This window comes from Bordetella bronchialis (genome assembly GCF_001676705.1).
Classification (GTDB): domain Bacteria; phylum Pseudomonadota; class Gammaproteobacteria; order Burkholderiales; family Burkholderiaceae_B; genus Bordetella_C; species Bordetella_C bronchialis.
The window spans coordinates 1528718-1546759 of record NZ_CP016170.1 but is presented as its reverse complement, the minus strand read 5'-3'; the positions used below and the strand labels follow the sequence as shown (position 1 = coordinate 1546759).

Genomic DNA, 18042 nt, shown 5'->3' with positions numbered 1-18042 from the left:
CAAAAAGCGCGCGGCGCGCTGGGCCCGCGCGCCCGAAAACAGGAGCTGCCATGGCCTCGTCTACGCGAACGATCTGGAAAGGCGCCATTTCGTTTGGCCTCGTCAACATCCCCGTGGGCCTGCACACGGCAACCGTCGAATCCGGGGTGGATTTCGACTGGCTGGACAAGCGGACCATGGACCCGGTCGGCTACAAGCGCATCAACAAGCGCACCGGCCGCGAAATCGACCGGGAAAACATCGTCAAGGGCGTGCAGTACGAAGACGGCAAGTACGTCATCGTCTCCCCTGAGGAAATCGCCGAGGCCTATCCGCGCACCACGCAAACCATCGAGATCCAGCGCTTCGTGCCGGCCGAGCAGCTTTCCTTCGTGTACCTGGAGCGGCCCTACTACATCGCGCCCATCAACAAGGGCCAGAAGGTCTACGCGCTGTTGCGCGATACCCTGGCCAAGACCGGCAAGATCGGTATCGCCAAGGTGGTGATCCAGACCAAGCAGCACCTGGCCGCGCTGGTGCCCGCCGGCGATGCGCTGGTGCTGAACCTGATGCGCTGGGGCGACGAGGTCAAGCCCGTCGAGGACCTGGACCTGCCGGCCGCGGGCACCAAGGCGCTGGCCGCCAGCCCGCAGGAACAGAAGATGGCGAAAATGCTGGTGGAAGATATGTCGGGCGACTGGAACCCGGATGACTTCAAGGATGAATTCCGCCACGCCGTCATGGACCTGGTGGAACAGAAGGTCAAGGCCGGCAAGACCGAGACCGTGATCGAGCCGCAGGAAGAAGCCCCGAGCCTGGGCGGCGATAACGTCATCGACCTGACCGAGCTGCTGCAACGCAGCCTGAAGGGCGGGCATGGCGCCAAGGCGGCCGCCCCGGCCAAGAGCCCCGCGAAGAAGGCCGCCAAAAAGACCGCCACGAAGACCAAGTCCGCGTCCAAGTCCGGCGGCCGTACGCGCAAGGCGGCCTGACCATGGTCGACACCCTTGCCAAGTACCGCCAGAAGCGCAACTTCGATATCACGTCCGAACCCGCGGGCGGCGGCAAAGCGAACGCGGCGGCGCGCGCCTTCGTCATCCAGAAGCACTGGGCGACGCGCCTGCACTACGATTTCCGGCTCGAACTGGATGGCGCGATGAAAAGCTGGGCCGTGCCCAAGGGCCCCAGCTACGACCCATCCATCAAGCGCATGGCCGTCCAGGTGGAAGACCATCCCATCGCCTACAACCAGTTCGAAGGCGAAATACCCAAGGGCCAGTATGGCGCCGGCAAGGTCATCATCTGGGACGAAGGCACGTGGCAGCCGGTGGGCGACCCGCGCAAGGGCTATCGCGAAGGGCATCTGAAATTCGACCTGATGGGCGCCAAGATGCAGGGCCGCTGGGCGCTGGTGCGGCTGCACGGCAAGGAAAACGAAAGGCAGCCCCCCTGGCTGTTGATCAAGGATCGCGACGAATTCGCGCGGCCCGACAGCGAGTTCAGCGTGGTCGACGAAATGCCCGACAGCGTGGTGCCGCTGCGCGCGCAACGCAGGAAGGCGATCGCGCGGGCGTCGGCCAGCGGGGGACCGGCGCAGGGAAAGGCGGCGAAGAAGACGGCCGGCAAGACCGCCAAGGCGACGAAAGCGACGAAGGCCGCGGCAAGGGCCGCGGATGAATTTACCGCCGATCCGGCCGACGACGGCGCCGGGGGGCGGAAACTGCCCGGGGTGGCCCGCGCGCTGCCCGCCACCCTGAAACCCCAGCTTGCCACGCTGGTGGACGGCGTGCCGCCGAACACGGCGGACTGGGTCTACGAGGTGAAGTTCGACGGCTACCGCATCGTGGCCCGCCTGGACGAAGACGGCGCGCGGCTCTACACCCGCAACGGCCACGACTGGAGCGCGAAGATGCCGCACCTGGCCAAGGCGCTGGCCGGACTCAAGGTGCCGGGCACGTGGATAGACGGCGAGATCGTCGTCCTGGCCGATAACGGCGCACCCAGTTTCCAGGCCCTGCAGAACGCCTTCGAGGGCGAGCGCACCGCCAATATCGTTTACTACGCCTTCGATCTTCCCTACGTCGCCGGCCGCGATTTGCGCGAAGAACCGCTTACCGTGCGGCGCGCCCTGCTGGAGCAACTGCTGGACGGGGCTTCCGACGGCCCGGTGCGCTTCAGCGCCGCCTTCGACGTACCGCCCAAGGACCTGGTGGCGTCGGCGTGCAGGATGGGCCTGGAAGGCATCATCGCCAAGCGCAAGGACGCCGTCTATGTGTCCCGGCGCACCGATACCTGGGTCAAGATCAAATGCGCCCAGCGGCAGGAGTTCGTGATTATCGGCTACACCGATCCGCGCGGCAGCCGCACCGGTTTCGGCGCGCTGCTGGTCGCGGTCCATGACGACAAGGGCGGCCTGCGCTACGCCGGCAAGGTCGGCACGGGCTTCGACACGCGCGGGCTGGCCGAACTGGCGAAGAAGCTGCAGGCGCTGGAGGTCAAGGAACGGCCGCTGCCGCACCAGGCCGAGATGCCGCGCCAGGCGCACTGGATCCGCCCGGAACTGGTCGCCGAAGTGTCCTTCGGCGAATGGACGGGTGGTGGGCATATCCGTCATTCGGTTTTCCGGGGCTTGCGGGCCGACAAGCCGGCGCGCGCGATCACCCGCGAGGAAGCCGTCCCCGCCGAGGCGGTCGCCGACGACGACCATGACGGCAAGGACGAGACGCCCCCGCCCAAAGCCGCCGCGAAGAAAACCCGGGCAGGAAAAGAAAAGCCGGGCCGGCTGTCCAATCCCGACCGGGTCATCGATCCCTCCACGGGCCTGACCAAGCTGGACCTGGCGCGCTATTACGGGCTGGTGGCGCCGCTGCTGCTGACGCACCTGAAAGGCAGGCCGGTCTCGCTGGTGCGCGCGCCGGGCGGCATCCACGAGCCGCTGTTCTTCCAGAAGCACCTGGAAGCGGCCATGCCGGGCGTCAAGCCCTTGCCGGAAAAACTGGACCCGGGCCATCCCTCTTTGCTGGAAGTACCGTCGGACGTGGCCATCATGTCGGCGGCGCAGATGAACGTGGTGGAATTCCACACCTGGAACGCCGTCAAGACCGCGATAGACAAGCCCGACCGCATGCTGTTCGACCTGGATCCCGGGGAAGGCGTGAAATGGGCCACGCTGCAGCAGGCCGCCGGGCTGGTACGCGTGCTGCTGCGGGAGCTCGGCCTGGACTGCTGGCTGAAGACCAGCGGCGGCAAGGGGCTGCACGTGGTCGTGCCGCTGCGCAAGCAGTACGGCTGGGACCCGGTGAAGGATTTTTCGCAGGCCGTCGTGCGGCATCTGGCGCGCACCCTGCCCCAGATCTTCGTGGCGAAGAGCGGTCCCAAGAACCGCGTGGGCAAGATCTTCGCGGACTACCTGCGCAACGGCTTCGGCGCCACCACCGTATCGGCCTGGTCGGCGCGCGCGCGTCCCGGACTCGGCATCTCGGTGCCTATCGCCTGGGATGAACTGCCGGAAATCAAGAGCGGCGCGCAGTGGACCATCGCCAGCGTCCACAGCCGCCTGGACGCGGGCAACGAGCCCTGGGCGGATTACCGCGCCCAATCCCTGGGGCCCGCCATGAAGGCGCTGGACTTCGAGCCCGGGCGCCGGTAGGCAAATCGACGGGCCAATCCGGCACGCCGCTTGCTTCCCACCCGCACCCGCGCCGTGGCGCCCGCAAGAGACGCCCGCCGCATCCACACAACGGGAGCGCCAGCGCCAACCCCGCCCTGGCCGGAGCGCCACCTCTCCGGTGGCGGGGATGGGCGTCAGGCCGACTCTCCCGCGACAAAGGGTACGAGCAAAATGGCGAAAGAACACACGTCTTCAAGGCCGCACACCGAGCCGGCCGGCGGATGGGGCTCGACGCGCGCCGTCGGGTCCATCCTGGTCAAGGAGCATCGCCTGTTGCATGGCAGCAGGGTGCTGATGCATCAGAACAAGCCCGACGGCTACATGTGCGTGAGCTGTTCGTGGGCGAAGCCGGCCAAGCCCCATCCCTTCGAGTTCTGTGAGAACGGCGCCAAGGCCACCGCCTGGGACATCACCGCGAAGCAGGTGCCCGCGAGCTTTTTCGGCGAGTACACCTGTACCGAGCTGGAGGCCTGGTCCGACCACGAGCTGGAGGCCATCGGCCGCCTGACCGTGCCCATGCGCTGGGATGCCGACACGGACAAGTACGTGGAGATCGGCTGGCAACAGGCCTTCGATGAAATCGGCGCGCTGCTGCGCGGCCGCGATCCGGACTCCGTGGTGTTCTACACGTCCGGCCGCGCTTCGCTGGAAACCTCGTACATGTACGCGCTATTCGCGCGCATGTACGGGACCAACAATCTGCCGGACAGCTCCAACATGTGCCACGAGAGCACCTCGGTGGGCCTGCCCAAGACCATAGGCGTGCCGGTGGGCACGGTGACGCTGGAGGACTTCGAGCACACCGACTGCATGTTCTTCTTCGGCCACAACACCGGCACCAACGCGCCGCGCATGCTGCATCCGCTGCAGGAAGCCCGCAAGCGCGGCGTGCCTATCGTCACGTTCAATCCCCTGCGCGAACCGGGGCTGGTCAGCTTCACCAACCCGCAGTCCCCAGCCGAAATGCTGACCGGCAAGGAAACACGGATCAGCACCCAATACCTTCAATTGAAGCTGGGCGGCGATACCGCGGCGCTGGGGGCTTGTGCAAATGGTTGATCGAAGCCGACGACGCGGCGCGGGCGAGCGGGACGCCGGCGGTGCTGGACCATGCGTTTATCGCCGAGCACACCCACGGCTTCCAGGCCTTCGCCGACGCCATGCGGCGGACCGCCTGGGAAGATATCGAACGCGAGTCGGGCCTGGACCGCGCCGCGCTGGCGCAGGCGGCCGCGACCTATGCCAAGGCCAAAGCGGCCATGCTGCTCTACGGCATGGGGCTGACGCAGCATCGCAATGGCGTGCAAAGCGTGCAGATGATCACAAACCTGATGCTGCTGCGCGGCAATATCGGCAAACCCGGCGCGGGCGTGTGCCCCATCCGCGGCCACTCCAACGTCCAGGGGCAGCGCACGGTAGGCATCACGGAAAAGCCGGACCATGTGCCGGCCGACAAGCTGCGGGAGCTTTACCGCTTCGACCCGCCGTCGAAGAAAGGCATGAACACGGTAGAGGCCTGCGAAGCCATGCTGGATGGCCGCGTGTCCGCCTTCATCGGGCTGGGCGGCAATTTCGCGCGCGCCACGCCGGACCACTACCGCATGGAACCGGCCTGGCGGCGCCAGGACCTGACCGTCGGCATCACGACCCGCCTGAACCGCAGCCACCTGCTGCACGGGCGCCACGCCTATCTGCTGCCCTGCCTGAGCCGTATCGAAATCGACCGCCAGGCCACGGGAGAACAGGCCGTCTCGATGGAGGACAGCACCGGGTGCTTCCATGGATCGCGCGGCATCCACGAGCCGGCCAGCGACAAACTGCTGTCGGAGCCCGCCATCGTGGCCGGCATCGCCAAGGCCACGCTGCCCCCGAATCCGCACGTGGACTGGGACCGCTGGGTGGGCGATTACGGCCTGGTGCGCGACGCCATCGAGGCCACCTACCCCAAGATCTTCAAGGACTTCAACCGGCGCATGTGGAATCCCGGCGGCTTCCATCGGCCCCTGGGCGCCTGTGAGCGGAAGTGGGAAACCGAGACCGGCAAGGCGAACTTCGTCGTGCCCGAGACGCTGGACGACGATCCCGACATGCCGGAAAAAGGCGGCGATGTCATCCGCCTGATGACGACGCGCGGCGACAACCAGTTCAATACCACCGTCTATGCGCTGGATGACCGCTTCCGCGGCGTGTACGGAACGCGCAAGGTCATCATGATGAATCCCCAGGACATGGCCAGGCTCGGATTGCAGGAGGACGATCTGGTGGTCGCCAGCACCGTGGCGCACGATGGCTACAAGCGGGAAGTGGGCGGCCTGAAGGTGCGCCCCTACGACATTCCGGCCGGCTGCGCGTGGGGCTATTACCCGGAATGCAATCCCCTGATCCCGCTTTGGCACCATGCCAAGGAAAGCAAAGTGCCCGCTGCGAAGTCGGTGCCCATCACACTGCGCAAGGAGGCCTGACGCACTCATGTGCCGCCGCGCAGTCGTCTGGATCGCCGCGCTGTGGACCGGCGCCGTGGCCGCCGCGCCGGGCCAGGACGTCCTGGCGCCGGCCGGCATCCAGGCCGAGCGCATTCTCGCGCTCTGGCATGTGACCCTGGCCGTGTGCACGGCGGTGTTCGTGGCGGTGCTGCTGGCGCTGGTCGTGGCGATCCGGCGGGCGTCGCGCCGGGACAAGGAAGGGCGCGAGCCGGATCGGCGGCACGAGCCGCGGCTGCGGCGTGGGGTCGTCGCCGCCACCGTCGTTTCCGTCATCCTGCTGTGCGGCCTGATCGCGGCGGATTTCCTGACCGACCATGCCCTGTCGCGGCTGCCCATGGCCGACCCGCTGCGCGTAGAAATGGTCGGCCACCAATGGTGGTGGGAAACCCGCTATGCCGCCGATGGCGACCGCCCTGCCTTCGTCACGGCCAACCAGCTGCGCCTGCCCGTGGGCCGGCCCGTGCTGGTCACGCTGAAGTCCTCGGACGTCATCCACACCTTCTGGGTGCCCAACCTGCACGGCAAGCGCGACATGATTCCGGGCCGCGACGCGGCTATCCTGCTGCGCGCGGACCGCGCGGGGGACTATCGCGGCCAGTGCGCGGAGTTCTGCGGGGCCGAACACGCATTGATGGCGTTTTCCGTATCGGCCCTGCCGCAGCCGGACTACGCCGCGTGGGTGCAACGCGAACGACAGGACGCGCGGCCGCCGGAGGACGCCACCCTGCGGCGCGGCATGGGCATCTTCCTGGGCAATGCCTGTGCGCAATGCCACACCATACGCGGGACGCCGGCCTCGGGCACGCTGGGACCGGACCTGACGCACGTGGCCAGCCGTCCGCTGCTGGCGGCCGGCACCATCGCCAACACACCGGAAAACCTGGCCCGGTGGATCGCGGCGCCGGGTTCGATGAAGCCCGCCACCACCATGCCGCCGACCGGACTGCCGCCGGAAGAGATGCAGGCGCTGGTGCGCTACCTGGGATCCTTGCAATGACGACCGACCCCGAGCCATCCCGCCCGCCCCCCGCCGGCACGCCAGCCAGGCCCGGCTCGGCGCACCCGGCCGGACCTGGCCCGGCCCGGCCTGACGCGGCCCGGGTGGATGGCGCCGGCGGGGCGCGTCCGCTCGATGGCCCGGATGCCACGACTTCGGCGCGCGCGATGCTGGCGGAGACCTGGCGGGATCCGCCCGGCTGGCGTGGATGGCTGTGCGCCATCAACCACAAGACCATCAGCCTGCGCTTCATGCTGGCGACCTTCGTGTTCTTCCTGCTGGGCGGCCTGCTGGCGCTGGCGATGCGCCTGCAACTGACCCGGCCGGACAACCAGCTGGTGGGGCCGACCTTCTACAACCAGCTTTTCACCATGCACGGCACCACCATGATGTTCCTGTTCGCCGTCCCGGTGATGCAGGCCGTGGCCGGCTATCTGGTGCCGCTGATGATAGGGGCGCGCAGCGTGGCCTTTCCCCGGCTGAACGCATATGCGTACTGGGTCTTCGTCTTCGGCGGGCTGTTCCTGTTCGGCGGCTTCCTGCTGGGCGCGGGGCCGGACGCCGGCTGGTTCGCCTACGTTCCCCTGTCCGGCCCCGACTATTCCACCGGCAAGGGCGTCGACATCTGGGCCCAGATGATCACCTTCACCGAGCTGGCGGCGCTGCTGGAGGCCATCGTCCTGATCACCACCATCCTGAAACTGCGGGCGCCGGGCATGACGCTGAACCGCATGCCGCTCTTCGTCTGGGCCGTGCTGGTCACGCAGTTCATGGTGATCTTCGCCATGCCCGCCGTGATGTTCGGCAGTACCGCCCTGATCCTGGACAGGCTGGTGGGCACGCATTTCTACAACCCGGCGCGCGGCGGAGACGTGCTGCTCTGGCAGCACCTGTTCTGGTTCTTCGGCCACCCCGAGGTCTACCTGATCTTCATCCCGCCGCTGGGTTTCATCTCGACCATCCTGCCCACTTTCGCACGCCGGCCGGTGTTCGGCTATCCGGCCATGGTGCTGGCCTTGGTGGCCATCGCCTTCCTGGCCTTCGGCCTGTGGGCCCACCATATGTACGCCACCAGCATGCCCGAGATGGGCAAGCGCTTTTTCACGGCCTCGAGCCTGGCGATCGCCATACCGTCCGGCGTGCAGATCTTCTGCTGGCTCGCCACGCTGGCCACGGGACGCTTGCGCTGGAGTACACCGCTCTGCTTCGTACTGGCTTTCTTCTTCATCCTGGTCCTGGGCGGCATGACGGGGGTGATGCTGGGATCGGTTTCGCTGGACCTGCAGGTGCACGACACCTACTTCGTCGTCGCGCATCTGCACTATGTGCTGTTCGGCGGGGCCGTGTTTCCGCTGTTCGGCGCCTTCTACTACTGGTTTCCCAAGTTCACCGGGCGGCTGCTGGACGAGACCCTGGGCTACTGGCACTTCTGGCTGTTCTTCATCGGCTTCAACCTGACCTTTTTTCCCATGCACGTGCTGGGGCTGGAAGGCATGCCCAGGCGGGTCTGGACCTACCCCGCCGGGATGGGCTGGGACGGCATGAACCTGTGGGCGACGGTGGGCGACGGCATGCTGGGGGCCGGGGTGTTGATTTTCCTGTTCAACGTACTGCGCAGCCGGCGCCGGGGCGTCCCGGCCGGCCCGGATCCCTGGGCGGCGGGCACGCTGGAATGGCGCAGCAGCAGTCCGCCGCCGCCGCACAACTTCGATTGCCTGCCGGTGGTGGCATCGCGCGATCCCCTGTGGGACGACGGCGTGCGTGGCAGCGTGGCGGGGCTGGCGGCCGATGCGCGCGAAGTGCTGGTGACCACCGCCGTCGACGCGCGTCCGGACCTGCGCGTGCTGTTTCCCAATCCCTCGATCTGGCCTTTTGTCAGCGCCGTGGCCACCGCGGTGCTGTTCGTGGCGTCGGTGTTCACGCCCTGGGCCGTGGTGTGGCTGTCGGCGCCGGTGGCGGCGGCGATGATCCTGTGGTTCTGGCCCAGCCGGCGCGCGACCGGACAGGCCATACGGCTGGAGCGCAAGCCATGACGCATCGCCACGGCGAGGAAGTGGCCGTTGCCGCCGGCACCGTGATCGACGTGTCCGGCCTGCCCACCTACGGATTCGGCCATCGCAGCCTGATGTGGTGGGGCACCATGGGATTGATGCTGATCGAAGGCACCGTGTTCGCCATCGGCGTGATGAGCTACTTCTACTTGCGCGGGCTGGCGCCGCAATGGCCGATCGCCGCCGACCCGCCCGCCCTGGCCTGGGGGACCGCCAACACCGTGCTGCTCTTGGCAAGCCTGTGGCCGAATCACCTGGCCAAGCGCGCCGCGGAACGCCAGCAGCGTGCGCGCGCGGCGCTCTGGGTCGTCGTGTGCGTCGTCCTGGCCGCCGTCTTCCTGGCCCTGCGGGCGCTGGAATTCACGGCGCTCAACGTATCGTGGAACGAGAACGCCTACGGCGCGCTGGTGTGGTTCCTGCTGGGGCTGCATACCACCCACCTCATCACGGATACGGTCGATACGGCCGTGCTGGCGGCGCTACTGTTCACCCAGCGTTTCGATGGCCGCCGATATGTCGACGTCAGCGAGAACGCCATGTACTGGTATTTCGTGGTGTTCAGCTGGGTGCCCATCTATGCCGTCATTTACCTGGCGCCGCGTTTCTAGCGGGGGCTCCATGAATCACTTCCCGCGCATAGCGCCGGCACGGCGGCCGGCTTCGATTCCGGCGATGTCGCCGGCATGCCTCGCGGTGCTGGCGGCGTGTTTTCCGCTGGGGGCGCATGCGCATGTCGCGTCGGCGGATGCGGCCGGGCTGCCGGATCTCCAGCCGGTGCTGGAGCCCTGGGTCGTCGGCACGCTGCTGCTGAGTCTGTTCCTTTATGTGGCGGGCTATCTGCGGCTGCGCCGCCACGCCGCCGCGGGCCCGGATGATGAGGCGGACGCTGGCGTCGGCGCGTCCGGAAACGGGGCGTCGGCCCCCGGTGCGTCGGCCCCCGGTGCGTCGAGCGACGGCGCGTCGGGCGACGGCGCCCGGACGCGCCAGCGCCAATTGCTGGCCTTCCTGGCCGGCTGGGCGACGCTGTGCATCGCGCTCGTATCGCCGTTGGACGCGCTGGGTCCCGTGCTGTTCTCGGCACACATGGTGCAACACGAGATGCTGATGATCGTGGCCGCGCCATTGCTGGTCGTGAGCCGGCCGCTGGCCGTGTGGCTGTGGGCGTTCCCCCGGCGATGGCGGCGCCCCATCGCCCGGGCGTGGCGGTGGCGGCCCTTGCTGCGCGCCTGGACGCTGCTGACTGGCGCGCTGGCCGCGTGGATGTTGCATGCGGCGGCGCTGTGGCTATGGCACGTGCCCCGGTTCTTCCAGGCGGCCCTGGCGGATCCCACCGTGCATGCGTGGCAGCACGCCAGCTTCCTGGCGAGCGCCCTGCTCTTCTGGTGGCCCATCTTCGGCGCGAGCCGCCGCACCGCCCCGGGCGGCTATGCCATGGTGTCGCTGTTCACCACCATGGTCCATACCGGCGCGCTGGGCGCCTTGCTGACGCTGGCCCCGGGCCTGTGGTATCCCGCCTATGCCGAACCCGCGGCGGCGCTGGGCGTGGACGCGCTGCGCGACCAGCAACTGGGCGGCCTGGTGATGTGGGTGCCGGGCGGCCTGGCCTATCTGATCGGCGGGCTGTACGTCGGCTGGCGCTGGCTGGCGCGCCCGGCCCTGTCCGTGTCGGTCATGGTGCTGCTGGCCGTACCGGCGTCGATGCTGCCCACCCGCCCCGCCCATGCCGCGGGCGATGATGCATCCTCCGCGGACGCGATGCTGACCGCGCGCGGCCGCTATGTGGCCAGTGCCGGCGACTGCTTCGGATGCCATACCAATCCCAAGGGCGGCGCGCCTTACGCCGGTGGCCGCGAGCTGTGGTCGCCCTTCGGCACCATCGTCTCCACCAATATCACGCCCGATCCCCGGCACGGCATAGGGGGCTACACCTACGAGGAATTCGCGCGCGCCCTGCGCCGCGGCGTGGCGCGCGGCGGCAAGCCGCTGTATCCCGCCATGCCCTATGCGTCCTTCGCCAGGATGACGGAGGACGACCTGCGCGCGCTGTATGCCTACATGATGCACGACGTCCCGGCCGTGGATCAGTCGCCGCCGCCCACCGACCTGCCTTTCCCGTTCAACCAGCGCTGGATGCTGCGCGGCTGGCAAGCCCTGTTCGTCCCCGACGAGGTCTACCAGCCGCGCCCCGGGCGGGATGCGCAATGGAACCGCGGCGCCTACCTGGTGCAGACGCTGGGACACTGCGGCGCCTGCCATACGCCCCGCGGCCCCGCCTTCCAGGAACGCGGCGACGACGAAACGTCCCGCCACTTCCTGACCGGCGGCGTGAATGACCACTGGTTCGCGCCCAACTTGAACAGCGGCATGGGCTCGGGACTGGGCCGCATGAGCGTCGACGAGCTGGCCACCTTCATGAAGACCGGACATGCCAACGGCAACATGGCCTACGGCAGCATGGTCGAAACGGTGGAAACCAGCCTGCAGCACCTGACGGACGAGGACCTGCGCGCCATCGCGGTCTACCTGAAGAGCCTGCCGCCGAATGCGGACAGCGGCCGCTACCGCGAGGACCGCGCGGCGGCGGCCGAGGCCACGCCGGAACAGGGCAATCGCACCCTGGACGTGGAGTCCGTGGGCGCCGCCGTGTACAAGAACTTCTGCGCGCAATGCCACCAGGCCAACGGCATGGGCATACCGGGCGTCTACCCCCGCCTGGCGGGCAACCCATCGGTGCTGGCGCAGGACAAGACCTCGCTGATGCGCATCGTGATGGAAGGCGGGCGCAGCGCGCAGACGGCGCACGGCCCGGCGCCGCAGCACATGCCTCCCTTCGATACCGTGCTGACCGAGGCCCAGATCGCGCAGGTCATCACCTATATCCGCAGCTCCTGGGGCAACGACGCGCCGCCGGCTTCGGGCGCGGAAGTCGCGCAGCTGCGGCAGGCGTTGAAGAAATAGCAGCTCAGCCGCCGGCACGCCCTTTGCTCCGCTGTGGGTTCCTGTTCATCGGCAAGGAGAAAAAGCATGAGCGATAACCTCAACGACCGCGGCCCGCGCGACCGCTCCCGGATCGCCCTGGACGAAGAGTGGGAGCTGCGCTACTGGAGCAAGGAATTCGGCTGCACGCCGGACGAATTGCGCGAGGCGGTCAAGGCGGCCGGCAGCAATGCCGTCGACAAGGTGCGCGCGCAGCTGAAGGCACCCGCCCGCACGGCGGGATAGGCCGGCGCCGCCGCGCTATCCCCCGCCCGGGCGCCGCGTGGGCGGCGGCCGGGGCATGGGGCTTGCAACGATGGCGTCCTTCCCTTTGACGGCGCCATCATGCGTATCCATCACCTGAACTGTATATCGTCATGCCCGCTGGGCGGCCATCTGATGGATGGCCGCAGCGATTGCCTGCTCTGCCGGGGCACCCTGTGCTGCCATTGCATCCTGATCGAAACACCGGCGGACGGGCTGGTTCTCATCGACACCGGCTTCGGGCTGCGCGATGTGCGCGCGCCGCGCACGCGCCTGAGCGCTTTCTTCCTGGCGCTGCTCAAGCCCGACTTCAAGGAATCCATGACGGCGGTGCGGCAGATCGAGCGCCTGGGCTACCAGGCGCGCGATGTCCGGCACATCGTGCTGACGCACCTGGATTTCGACCATGCCGGTGGCCTGGACGACTTTCCCGACGCCAGCGTTCACCTGTCGCGCCCGGAACGCGAGGCGGCGGCGCGCCAATCCACCTGGCTGGACCGGCAGCGGTATCGCCCGCAGCAGTGGTCTTCCCGTCGGCGCTGGAAGGAGTACGCCCCCACCGGGGACGACTGGTTCGGTTTCCAGGGCACGCGCCCCATCGAAGCACTGCATGGCGAGGTGGCCCTGGTCCCCCTGCACGGGCACACGCTGGGCCACGCGGGCGTGGCGGTGCGGCGGGGCGATGGCTGGCTGCTGCAAGCCGGGGACGCCTATTTCTATCATCAGGAACTGGACCATGACCGGCCGCGCTGCACACCAGGCCTGCGCCTGTATCAATGGATGATGGAAAAGGACCGCGGCGCGCGCCTGCACAACCAGGCGCGCCTGCGCGAGCTGCGCCATCGACATGGCGGCCAGATCGCCGTCTGCTGCAGCCACGATCCCCACGAATTCGATGCGCTGCGCGCCGGTGCCGACGCCGCGGGCCCGCTGGCGCAGCCGGCGGCGGGCTAGCCGGCCTACCAGGGCTGCACCAGCAGGACCACCAGGATCACGGTGACCAGGGCCCAGAACATCCACTTCGTTTTCATGCATCATCTCCTGGCGCGGTGGCCGGCGGGTACGTCTGGCCGTCCGGCAAGCGGCGCTGGCCGCATCGCGCCGGCTGACGGCGGCTGCCGCTCAGCGTCCCGAACCGCTGCCGGATGGTCCGGATCCGGAACCTCCTCCGCCGCCCCCGGGGCCCTGGCTGCCCCCGGTAAGAGGCGCGCCCTGCTCGGTGCCCGTGCCCGTGGGTGCCGAAGGCCCGGCCTGCGGCGCGGAGGGTACGCTGGCGCCCTGGATGGCGCGCTGCCGGATGGCCGCCGCCTGGGCATCGTCGCGCGACGGCGCCGGCATTTGCGATAGATAGCCGGTCACCGCATCGATATCGGCATCGCTGAGCTGGCGGGCGATCTGGGGCATTTGTCCACTCGGGTCGTTGGTGCGCGTGCCGCTTTTGAACTCGCGCAGCGCGGATGCGAGGTAGCCGGCGTGCTGTCCGGCCAGGTAGGGATAATTGGGCGGCTCTCCCGCGCCGCCCGGGCCATGGCAGTTGGCGCAGGCCTGTACGTGCAGCGCCTCATCGCCGGCGGTATAGAGGGTCTCGCCGCGCTTGCGCGCGTCCGCCGACTGCGCGGGCGCGCCGCCGGTCCCGGAGGCAGGCGGCGTGGCCGGTGGCTTCAGGCTTTCGTAGTAGGCGGACACGGCGGCGCGTTCCTCCGTGCCCAGGCCCTTGGCGATGGGCGCCATGATGGGATTCTGGCGGCGTCCATCGGCATAGCTGTCCAGCTGCTCCTGCAGATAGCGCGCCGGCTGTCCCGCCAGCCGCGGGAAACCGCTGGCGGCATTGCCTTCCCCCTGCGCGCCGTGGCAGGTCACGCAGGCGATCACACCCTTGGCCGGGTTGCCATTGGCCGCGATGCGCTGGCCCGCCTGGACGTCGGCGGTCCCGGCCGCGCCCGCGGCCGTCTGCGCGGCGGCGGGCGCCAGCGTACAGCCCAGCAGCACGGGCAGCGCGGCGTGGGATAAAGCTACTCGGATATTCATGGCGCACCTCAAGCCTGGACCAGCGGAGCCGGGGATTTCAGATACCGCGACACGATGGCGTCCGCCGCCCAGTAGGCCAGCGCGCCGACCGTACCGGTCGGGTTGTACGAAGCATTCTGCGGAAAGTTCGACGCGCCGATGACGAACAGATTGTGCAAGTCCCAGCTTTGCAGGTACCGGTTGACGACGCTGGTCGACCGGTCGTCGCCCATGACCGTGCCGCCGGTATTGTGCGTGGTCTGGTACTGCGTCACGGTGTAGGGCCCCTTGCGCGAGGCGCCATGCACCTGCTTGCCACCCATGGCGCGGCCGATCTCCAGCGCGCGATCGGTCAGGAAGCTGGACATCTTCACGTCGTTCTCATGGAAATCGAACGTCATGCGCAACAGCGGCAGCCCCCAGGCATCGCGATACGTGGGGTCCAGGTCCAGGTAATTGGCCCGGCAGGAAACCGAGCTGCCGTGCACGTTCAGCACCGAGGTATGGTTGTAGTGGCGTATCACCGCCTTTTTCCATTCCGATCCCCAGGGCGGCGTACCCACCGGCGTGGGATGGAACTCGATCGGACGGCCATTGGTCATGATTTCGCCGATATAGGCACCGCCGACGAAACCATGCGGGCCGTGGTCGAAGTTGTCGGAAACGAAATCCGAAACCACCGTGCCGCAGGCCCCCGAACGCATGAAGGGATTGATGTTCACGCTGGCGTCGTAGAACACCTGCACCGCGCTCATGGTCTGGTACGCGTAGCCCCGGCCCACCACGCCCTTGCCGGACTCCGGGTCGTAGGGCTGGCCGATTTTCGACAGCAGCAGCATCCGCACGTTGTTCAGGGCGAAGCCGCCGAGGATCACCAGATTCGCCGGCTGCTCGAACTCGCGTCCCGCCGCATCCACATAGGTCACGCCGGTGGCGCGCTTGCCGTCGCTGTCCACATTGATGCGCAGCACCTGGCACTGGGTACGCAGCTCGAAATTCTTGTCCTTCAGCAGGACCGGCAGCAGGATGGTCTGCGGCGAGGACTTGGCATAGTGCTCGCAACCGTAGCGCTCGCAGAACCCGCAGAACATGCAGGTGTTCAGCGTCATGCCCTCGGGGTTGGTGTAGGGCTGGCTCAGGTTGGCGGAAGGCTGCGGATAGGGGTGCAGGCCCAGCCCGGCCGCCGCCTTGCGGAACATCGCGGACCCGTAGGGTTCTTTCATGGGCGGCGTGGGGTAGTCGCGCGCGCGGGGGTCTTCGAAGGGGTTGCCGCCTTCCACCTTGCCGCTCTTCAGGTTGCCCGCCTTGCCGCTCACCCCCAACAGGTACTCGAAGCGATCGAAGTACGGTTCCATCGTGGCGGCGTCCACGCCCCAGTCCTGCACCAGCAGGTCCTCGGCCATGAATTTGTCCCCATAGCGCTCGCGCGTCAGGCTGCGCATGCGGAAATCCGTATCCTGGAAGCGGTAGGTCTGGCCATTCCAGTGCACGGCCGCGCCGCCCAGGCCCGTACCGGGCAGGAAGCTCTCCCAGCGCCGTATGGGCAAGGCCTCCTGCCGGCTGTTATTGCGGAAGGTCACGGCTTCCTTGGTGTTGTCCTGCATCAGGGCCTTGCGCACGGAATAGCGCAGTTCGTCATGCATGTAGGGCCCCTGGAAGTCCGGCACCGTAAAGCGCGGCTCGCCGCGCTCCAGGCCGACCACATGCAGTCCCGCCCGCGTCAATTCCCGGCCCAGCATGGTGCCCACCAGGCCGACGCCGATGAGCACCGCATCCGTTTCTGGCAGTTTGGTAGCCATGTCAGCGGCCTCCGTGGGACTGCCCGGCCGCATGGCCCGGCATGGTTTCCGGCGTGGTCCCATTGCCGGTGGGGGCGTTGCCGACCGACGCAGGCACCTCCGGATGGATATGGATCACGCCGCGATTGTCTTCGGCCAGGCTCATGGGCGCGCGGTTGAAGGCGATGCCATGCTGGTCCACCAGGTGATAGTAGGTGGCGTGGGCGCCAGGAAAGCCGATCATCTTCCACGACACCATGTCCTTGTTGCCGCCGTACACCGGGTCGCTCAGGAAGCCCTCCACGGTCAGGCCCCACAGCGACTCGAAGAACACATTGGCCGGCACGCCATTCAGATCGCGCTTGCTTTGCTGCAACTCGCGCAGGAAGGCATCCTGCTCGGCCGGGGCGCGCTTGTCGAAAGGCGTGCCGCTCTTGCCGAGCTCCTCCCGCAAGGCGCGACAGGCATTGCGGAACAATTCGGCGGGCGTGAAGGGCAACTGGTATCCCTGGGTCGGCTCGCCCTGCTTCCATGGCCCGCCGCGATACAGCCGCTCGCCGGCTCCCCAGGCGCCGCCCAGCTGCTTGTCGATGTAGTTGGGCACGCCGGCCTCCAGCGCGCCGGGGCCCGCCTCGTCCTGCGGGATCAGCCGCGCCACCGCCGCCTGGACGAAGGCGGCTTCTTCGGGCGTCAGAAAGATGTAGGCAGCCGCCTTGTCGTCCGCCGTCTGCGCGGTCGCGACCGCCGGAGCGGCCGATACCGTCGCCGCCGCCAGTCCGGCGCGCTTGAGGAAGTTTCTTCTCGAAGGAATCATGATGGCTTCTCCCTTGGAAACGCCACGCTGGGCGCATCCGGCGCTCCCGGGATAGCCGTCCTTCCCGGGCAGGCGGGCGGGAAAGGCGCCGGCCGTCCGCGCGCGCCAGGAGGGCGGCGGCGAAGCAAAGGGGCAAGGCGCCGGACACACAGGGCCGCCGGCGCAGGTTGAGTAGGCCTTACCCCTGCTTTGTAGGTAGCGGGCCGGCGTTTCCCGCGCACGGCGCGCCATGCGGACCGCGCCGCCGCACAGGGCGCGGACCTTGCGATTTCTCAATCCATCCATGCGCTACGCCGGATCAATGTCCAGCATATAGACCTGGATGCGGCGGACGGGAACGGCACATGCGCCCTTGGGCCACGTCAGCCAGGCCGCGGCCGCACCGCATCGGGACGCCCGGCGATAACGCTTACAGGAGATCGCGATGGAAAGCACCGCAAGCACCGCAAGCACTGCGGCGACGATAGACCCGGATGTACTGGAATCGCACTTCATGGATTGGCTGCGTGACGCGCACGCCATGGAGCAGCAGGCCGAGACCATGTTGACGGCGATGGCCAAGCGCATAGAAAGCTACCCGGACCTGAAGCTGCGCATCGAAAAGCACATCGAGGAAACGCGCAACCAGGCCCAGCTCATCGCGCAGTGCATAGAACGGCGCGGCGGCGACACCTCCGCGTTGAAGGACCTGGCGGGCAAGGCCATGGCCGGCATGCAGGGCGCCGCGGGCATGTTCGCCAGCGACGAAATCGTCAAGGGCGGGATGATGAGCTACGCCTTCGAGCATTTCGAGATCGCCTCGTATCGCAACCTGATCGAGGCCGCGCGCATGGTGGGGGACCGCGAAACCATGGCCATCTGCGAACGCATCCTGCCCGAGGAGCAGGCGATGGCGGACTGGCTCGCGCACAACCTGGCCGGCGTTTCGCGGCGTTTCCTGGAATTGGCCCAGACCCCCGGCGCCAAGGCCAAGGTCTGAAACCACAACCGTCGGCACGCTGGCGGGCCCGCCGGGTTCGCGGC

At 68.0% G+C, this 18042-nt stretch carries 12 protein-coding genes and 1 pseudogene; 10 read left to right on the top strand and 3 right to left on the bottom strand.

Annotated features, from left to right (window positions below; genetic code table 11):
- The first annotated feature begins 50 nt into the window (after positions 1 to 50).
- The 9 genes and pseudogenes from ku (at position 51) to BAU06_RS06825 (ending at position 13374) form a co-directional block, all read left to right on the top strand.
- Positions 51 to 971, top strand: a complete 921-nt coding sequence (gene ku / locus BAU06_RS06865; protein ID WP_066346069.1) for a non-homologous end joining protein Ku — start codon at positions 51 to 53, stop codon at positions 969 to 971.
- A 2-nt stretch (positions 972 to 973) separates the two neighbouring features.
- Positions 974 to 3628, top strand: a complete 2655-nt coding sequence (gene ligD / locus BAU06_RS06860; protein WP_066346066.1) for a DNA ligase D — start codon at positions 974 to 976, stop codon at positions 3626 to 3628.
- Between the two features lie 192 nt (positions 3629 to 3820).
- Positions 3821 to 6111 (top strand): annotated as a pseudogene (locus BAU06_RS06855) (FdhF/YdeP family oxidoreductase).
- 7 nt (positions 6112 to 6118) lie between these two features.
- Entirely contained in the window at positions 6119 to 7129 is a 1011-nt protein-coding gene (coxB, locus tag BAU06_RS06850) for a cytochrome c oxidase subunit II (protein WP_082993543.1), read from the top strand.
- Between the two features lie 167 nt (positions 7130 to 7296).
- A complete protein-coding gene (ctaD, locus tag BAU06_RS06845) occupies positions 7297 to 9162 on the top strand; it encodes a cytochrome c oxidase subunit I (protein ID WP_082993542.1) in 1866 nt (621 codons plus the stop codon).
- A complete protein-coding gene (locus BAU06_RS06840) occupies positions 9159 to 9788 on the top strand; it encodes a cytochrome c oxidase subunit 3 (protein ID WP_066346057.1) in 630 nt (209 codons plus the stop codon). Before ctaD ends, BAU06_RS06840 begins: the two co-directional genes overlap by 4 nt.
- Positions 9789 to 9852: 64 nt before the next feature.
- The gene (locus BAU06_RS27260; RefSeq protein WP_156770169.1) at positions 9853 to 12138 is read left to right on the top strand and encodes a cytochrome c oxidase assembly protein; all 2286 of its coding nucleotides are present in this window, start codon (positions 9853 to 9855) and stop codon (positions 12136 to 12138) included.
- Between the two features lie 66 nt (positions 12139 to 12204).
- A complete protein-coding gene (locus BAU06_RS06830) occupies positions 12205 to 12402 on the top strand; it encodes a DUF3606 domain-containing protein (protein ID WP_066346054.1) in 198 nt (65 codons plus the stop codon).
- A 99-nt stretch (positions 12403 to 12501) separates the two neighbouring features.
- The gene (locus tag BAU06_RS06825; protein WP_066346051.1) at positions 12502 to 13374 is read left to right on the top strand and encodes an MBL fold metallo-hydrolase; all 873 of its coding nucleotides are present in this window, start codon (positions 12502 to 12504) and stop codon (positions 13372 to 13374) included.
- Positions 13375 to 13542: 168 nt separating this feature from the next.
- Here BAU06_RS06825 and BAU06_RS26830 read toward each other — a convergent pair whose 3' ends face one another.
- From BAU06_RS26830 to BAU06_RS06810, 3 genes are read right to left on the bottom strand one after another with little or no spacing between them, the layout of a single operon-like run.
- Positions 13543 to 14448 carry a c-type cytochrome gene (locus BAU06_RS26830; protein WP_082988027.1) on the bottom strand — a complete coding sequence of 302 codons (906 nt, stop codon included), beginning with the start codon at positions 14446 to 14448 and terminating at the stop codon, positions 13543 to 13545.
- A gap of 8 nt (positions 14449 to 14456) precedes the next feature.
- Entirely contained in the window at positions 14457 to 16226 is a 1770-nt protein-coding gene (locus tag BAU06_RS06815) for a GMC family oxidoreductase (protein WP_066358332.1), read from the bottom strand.
- A 1-nt stretch (position 16227) separates the two neighbouring features.
- The gene (locus BAU06_RS06810) at positions 16228 to 17019 is read right to left on the bottom strand and encodes a gluconate 2-dehydrogenase subunit 3 family protein (RefSeq protein WP_066346044.1); all 792 of its coding nucleotides are present in this window, start codon (positions 17017 to 17019) and stop codon (positions 16228 to 16230) included.
- Positions 17020 to 17443: 424 nt separating this feature from the next.
- Between BAU06_RS06810 and BAU06_RS06805 the strand changes: the two genes are divergently transcribed.
- Complete coding sequence (locus tag BAU06_RS06805; RefSeq protein ID WP_066346041.1) at positions 17444 to 17998, top strand: ferritin-like domain-containing protein; 555 nt, start codon at positions 17444 to 17446, stop codon at positions 17996 to 17998.
- Positions 17999 to 18042 lie beyond the last annotated feature (44 nt).

Excerpts from the sequence above, each read along its gene's own strand:
- BAU06_RS06830 (WP_066346054.1), top strand. The coding sequence starts at position 12,205 with ATGAGCGATAACCTCAACGACCGCGGCCCGCGCGACCGCTCCCGGATC.
- coxB (WP_082993543.1), top strand. The coding sequence starts at position 6,119 with ATGTGCCGCCGCGCAGTCGTCTGGATCGCCGCGCTGTGGACCGGCGCC.
- BAU06_RS06825 (WP_066346051.1), top strand. The coding sequence starts at position 12,502 with ATGCGTATCCATCACCTGAACTGTATATCGTCATGCCCGCTGGGCGGC.
- BAU06_RS06840 (WP_066346057.1), top strand. The coding sequence starts at position 9,159 with ATGACGCATCGCCACGGCGAGGAAGTGGCCGTTGCCGCCGGCACCGTG.
- BAU06_RS26830 (WP_082988027.1), bottom strand. The coding sequence starts at position 14,448 with ATGAATATCCGAGTAGCTTTATCCCACGCCGCGCTGCCCGTGCTGCTG.
- BAU06_RS06815 (WP_066358332.1), bottom strand. The coding sequence starts at position 16,226 with ATGGCTACCAAACTGCCAGAAACGGATGCGGTGCTCATCGGCGTCGGC.
- BAU06_RS27260 (WP_156770169.1), top strand. The coding sequence starts at position 9,853 with ATGTCGCCGGCATGCCTCGCGGTGCTGGCGGCGTGTTTTCCGCTGGGG.
- BAU06_RS06810 (WP_066346044.1), bottom strand. The coding sequence starts at position 17,019 with ATGATTCCTTCGAGAAGAAACTTCCTCAAGCGCGCCGGACTGGCGGCG.
- ku (WP_066346069.1), top strand. The coding sequence starts at position 51 with ATGGCCTCGTCTACGCGAACGATCTGGAAAGGCGCCATTTCGTTTGGC.
- BAU06_RS06805 (WP_066346041.1), top strand. The coding sequence starts at position 17,444 with ATGGAAAGCACCGCAAGCACCGCAAGCACTGCGGCGACGATAGACCCG.
- ctaD (WP_082993542.1), top strand. The coding sequence starts at position 7,297 with ATGCTGGCGGAGACCTGGCGGGATCCGCCCGGCTGGCGTGGATGGCTG.
- ligD (WP_066346066.1), top strand. The coding sequence starts at position 974 with ATGGTCGACACCCTTGCCAAGTACCGCCAGAAGCGCAACTTCGATATC.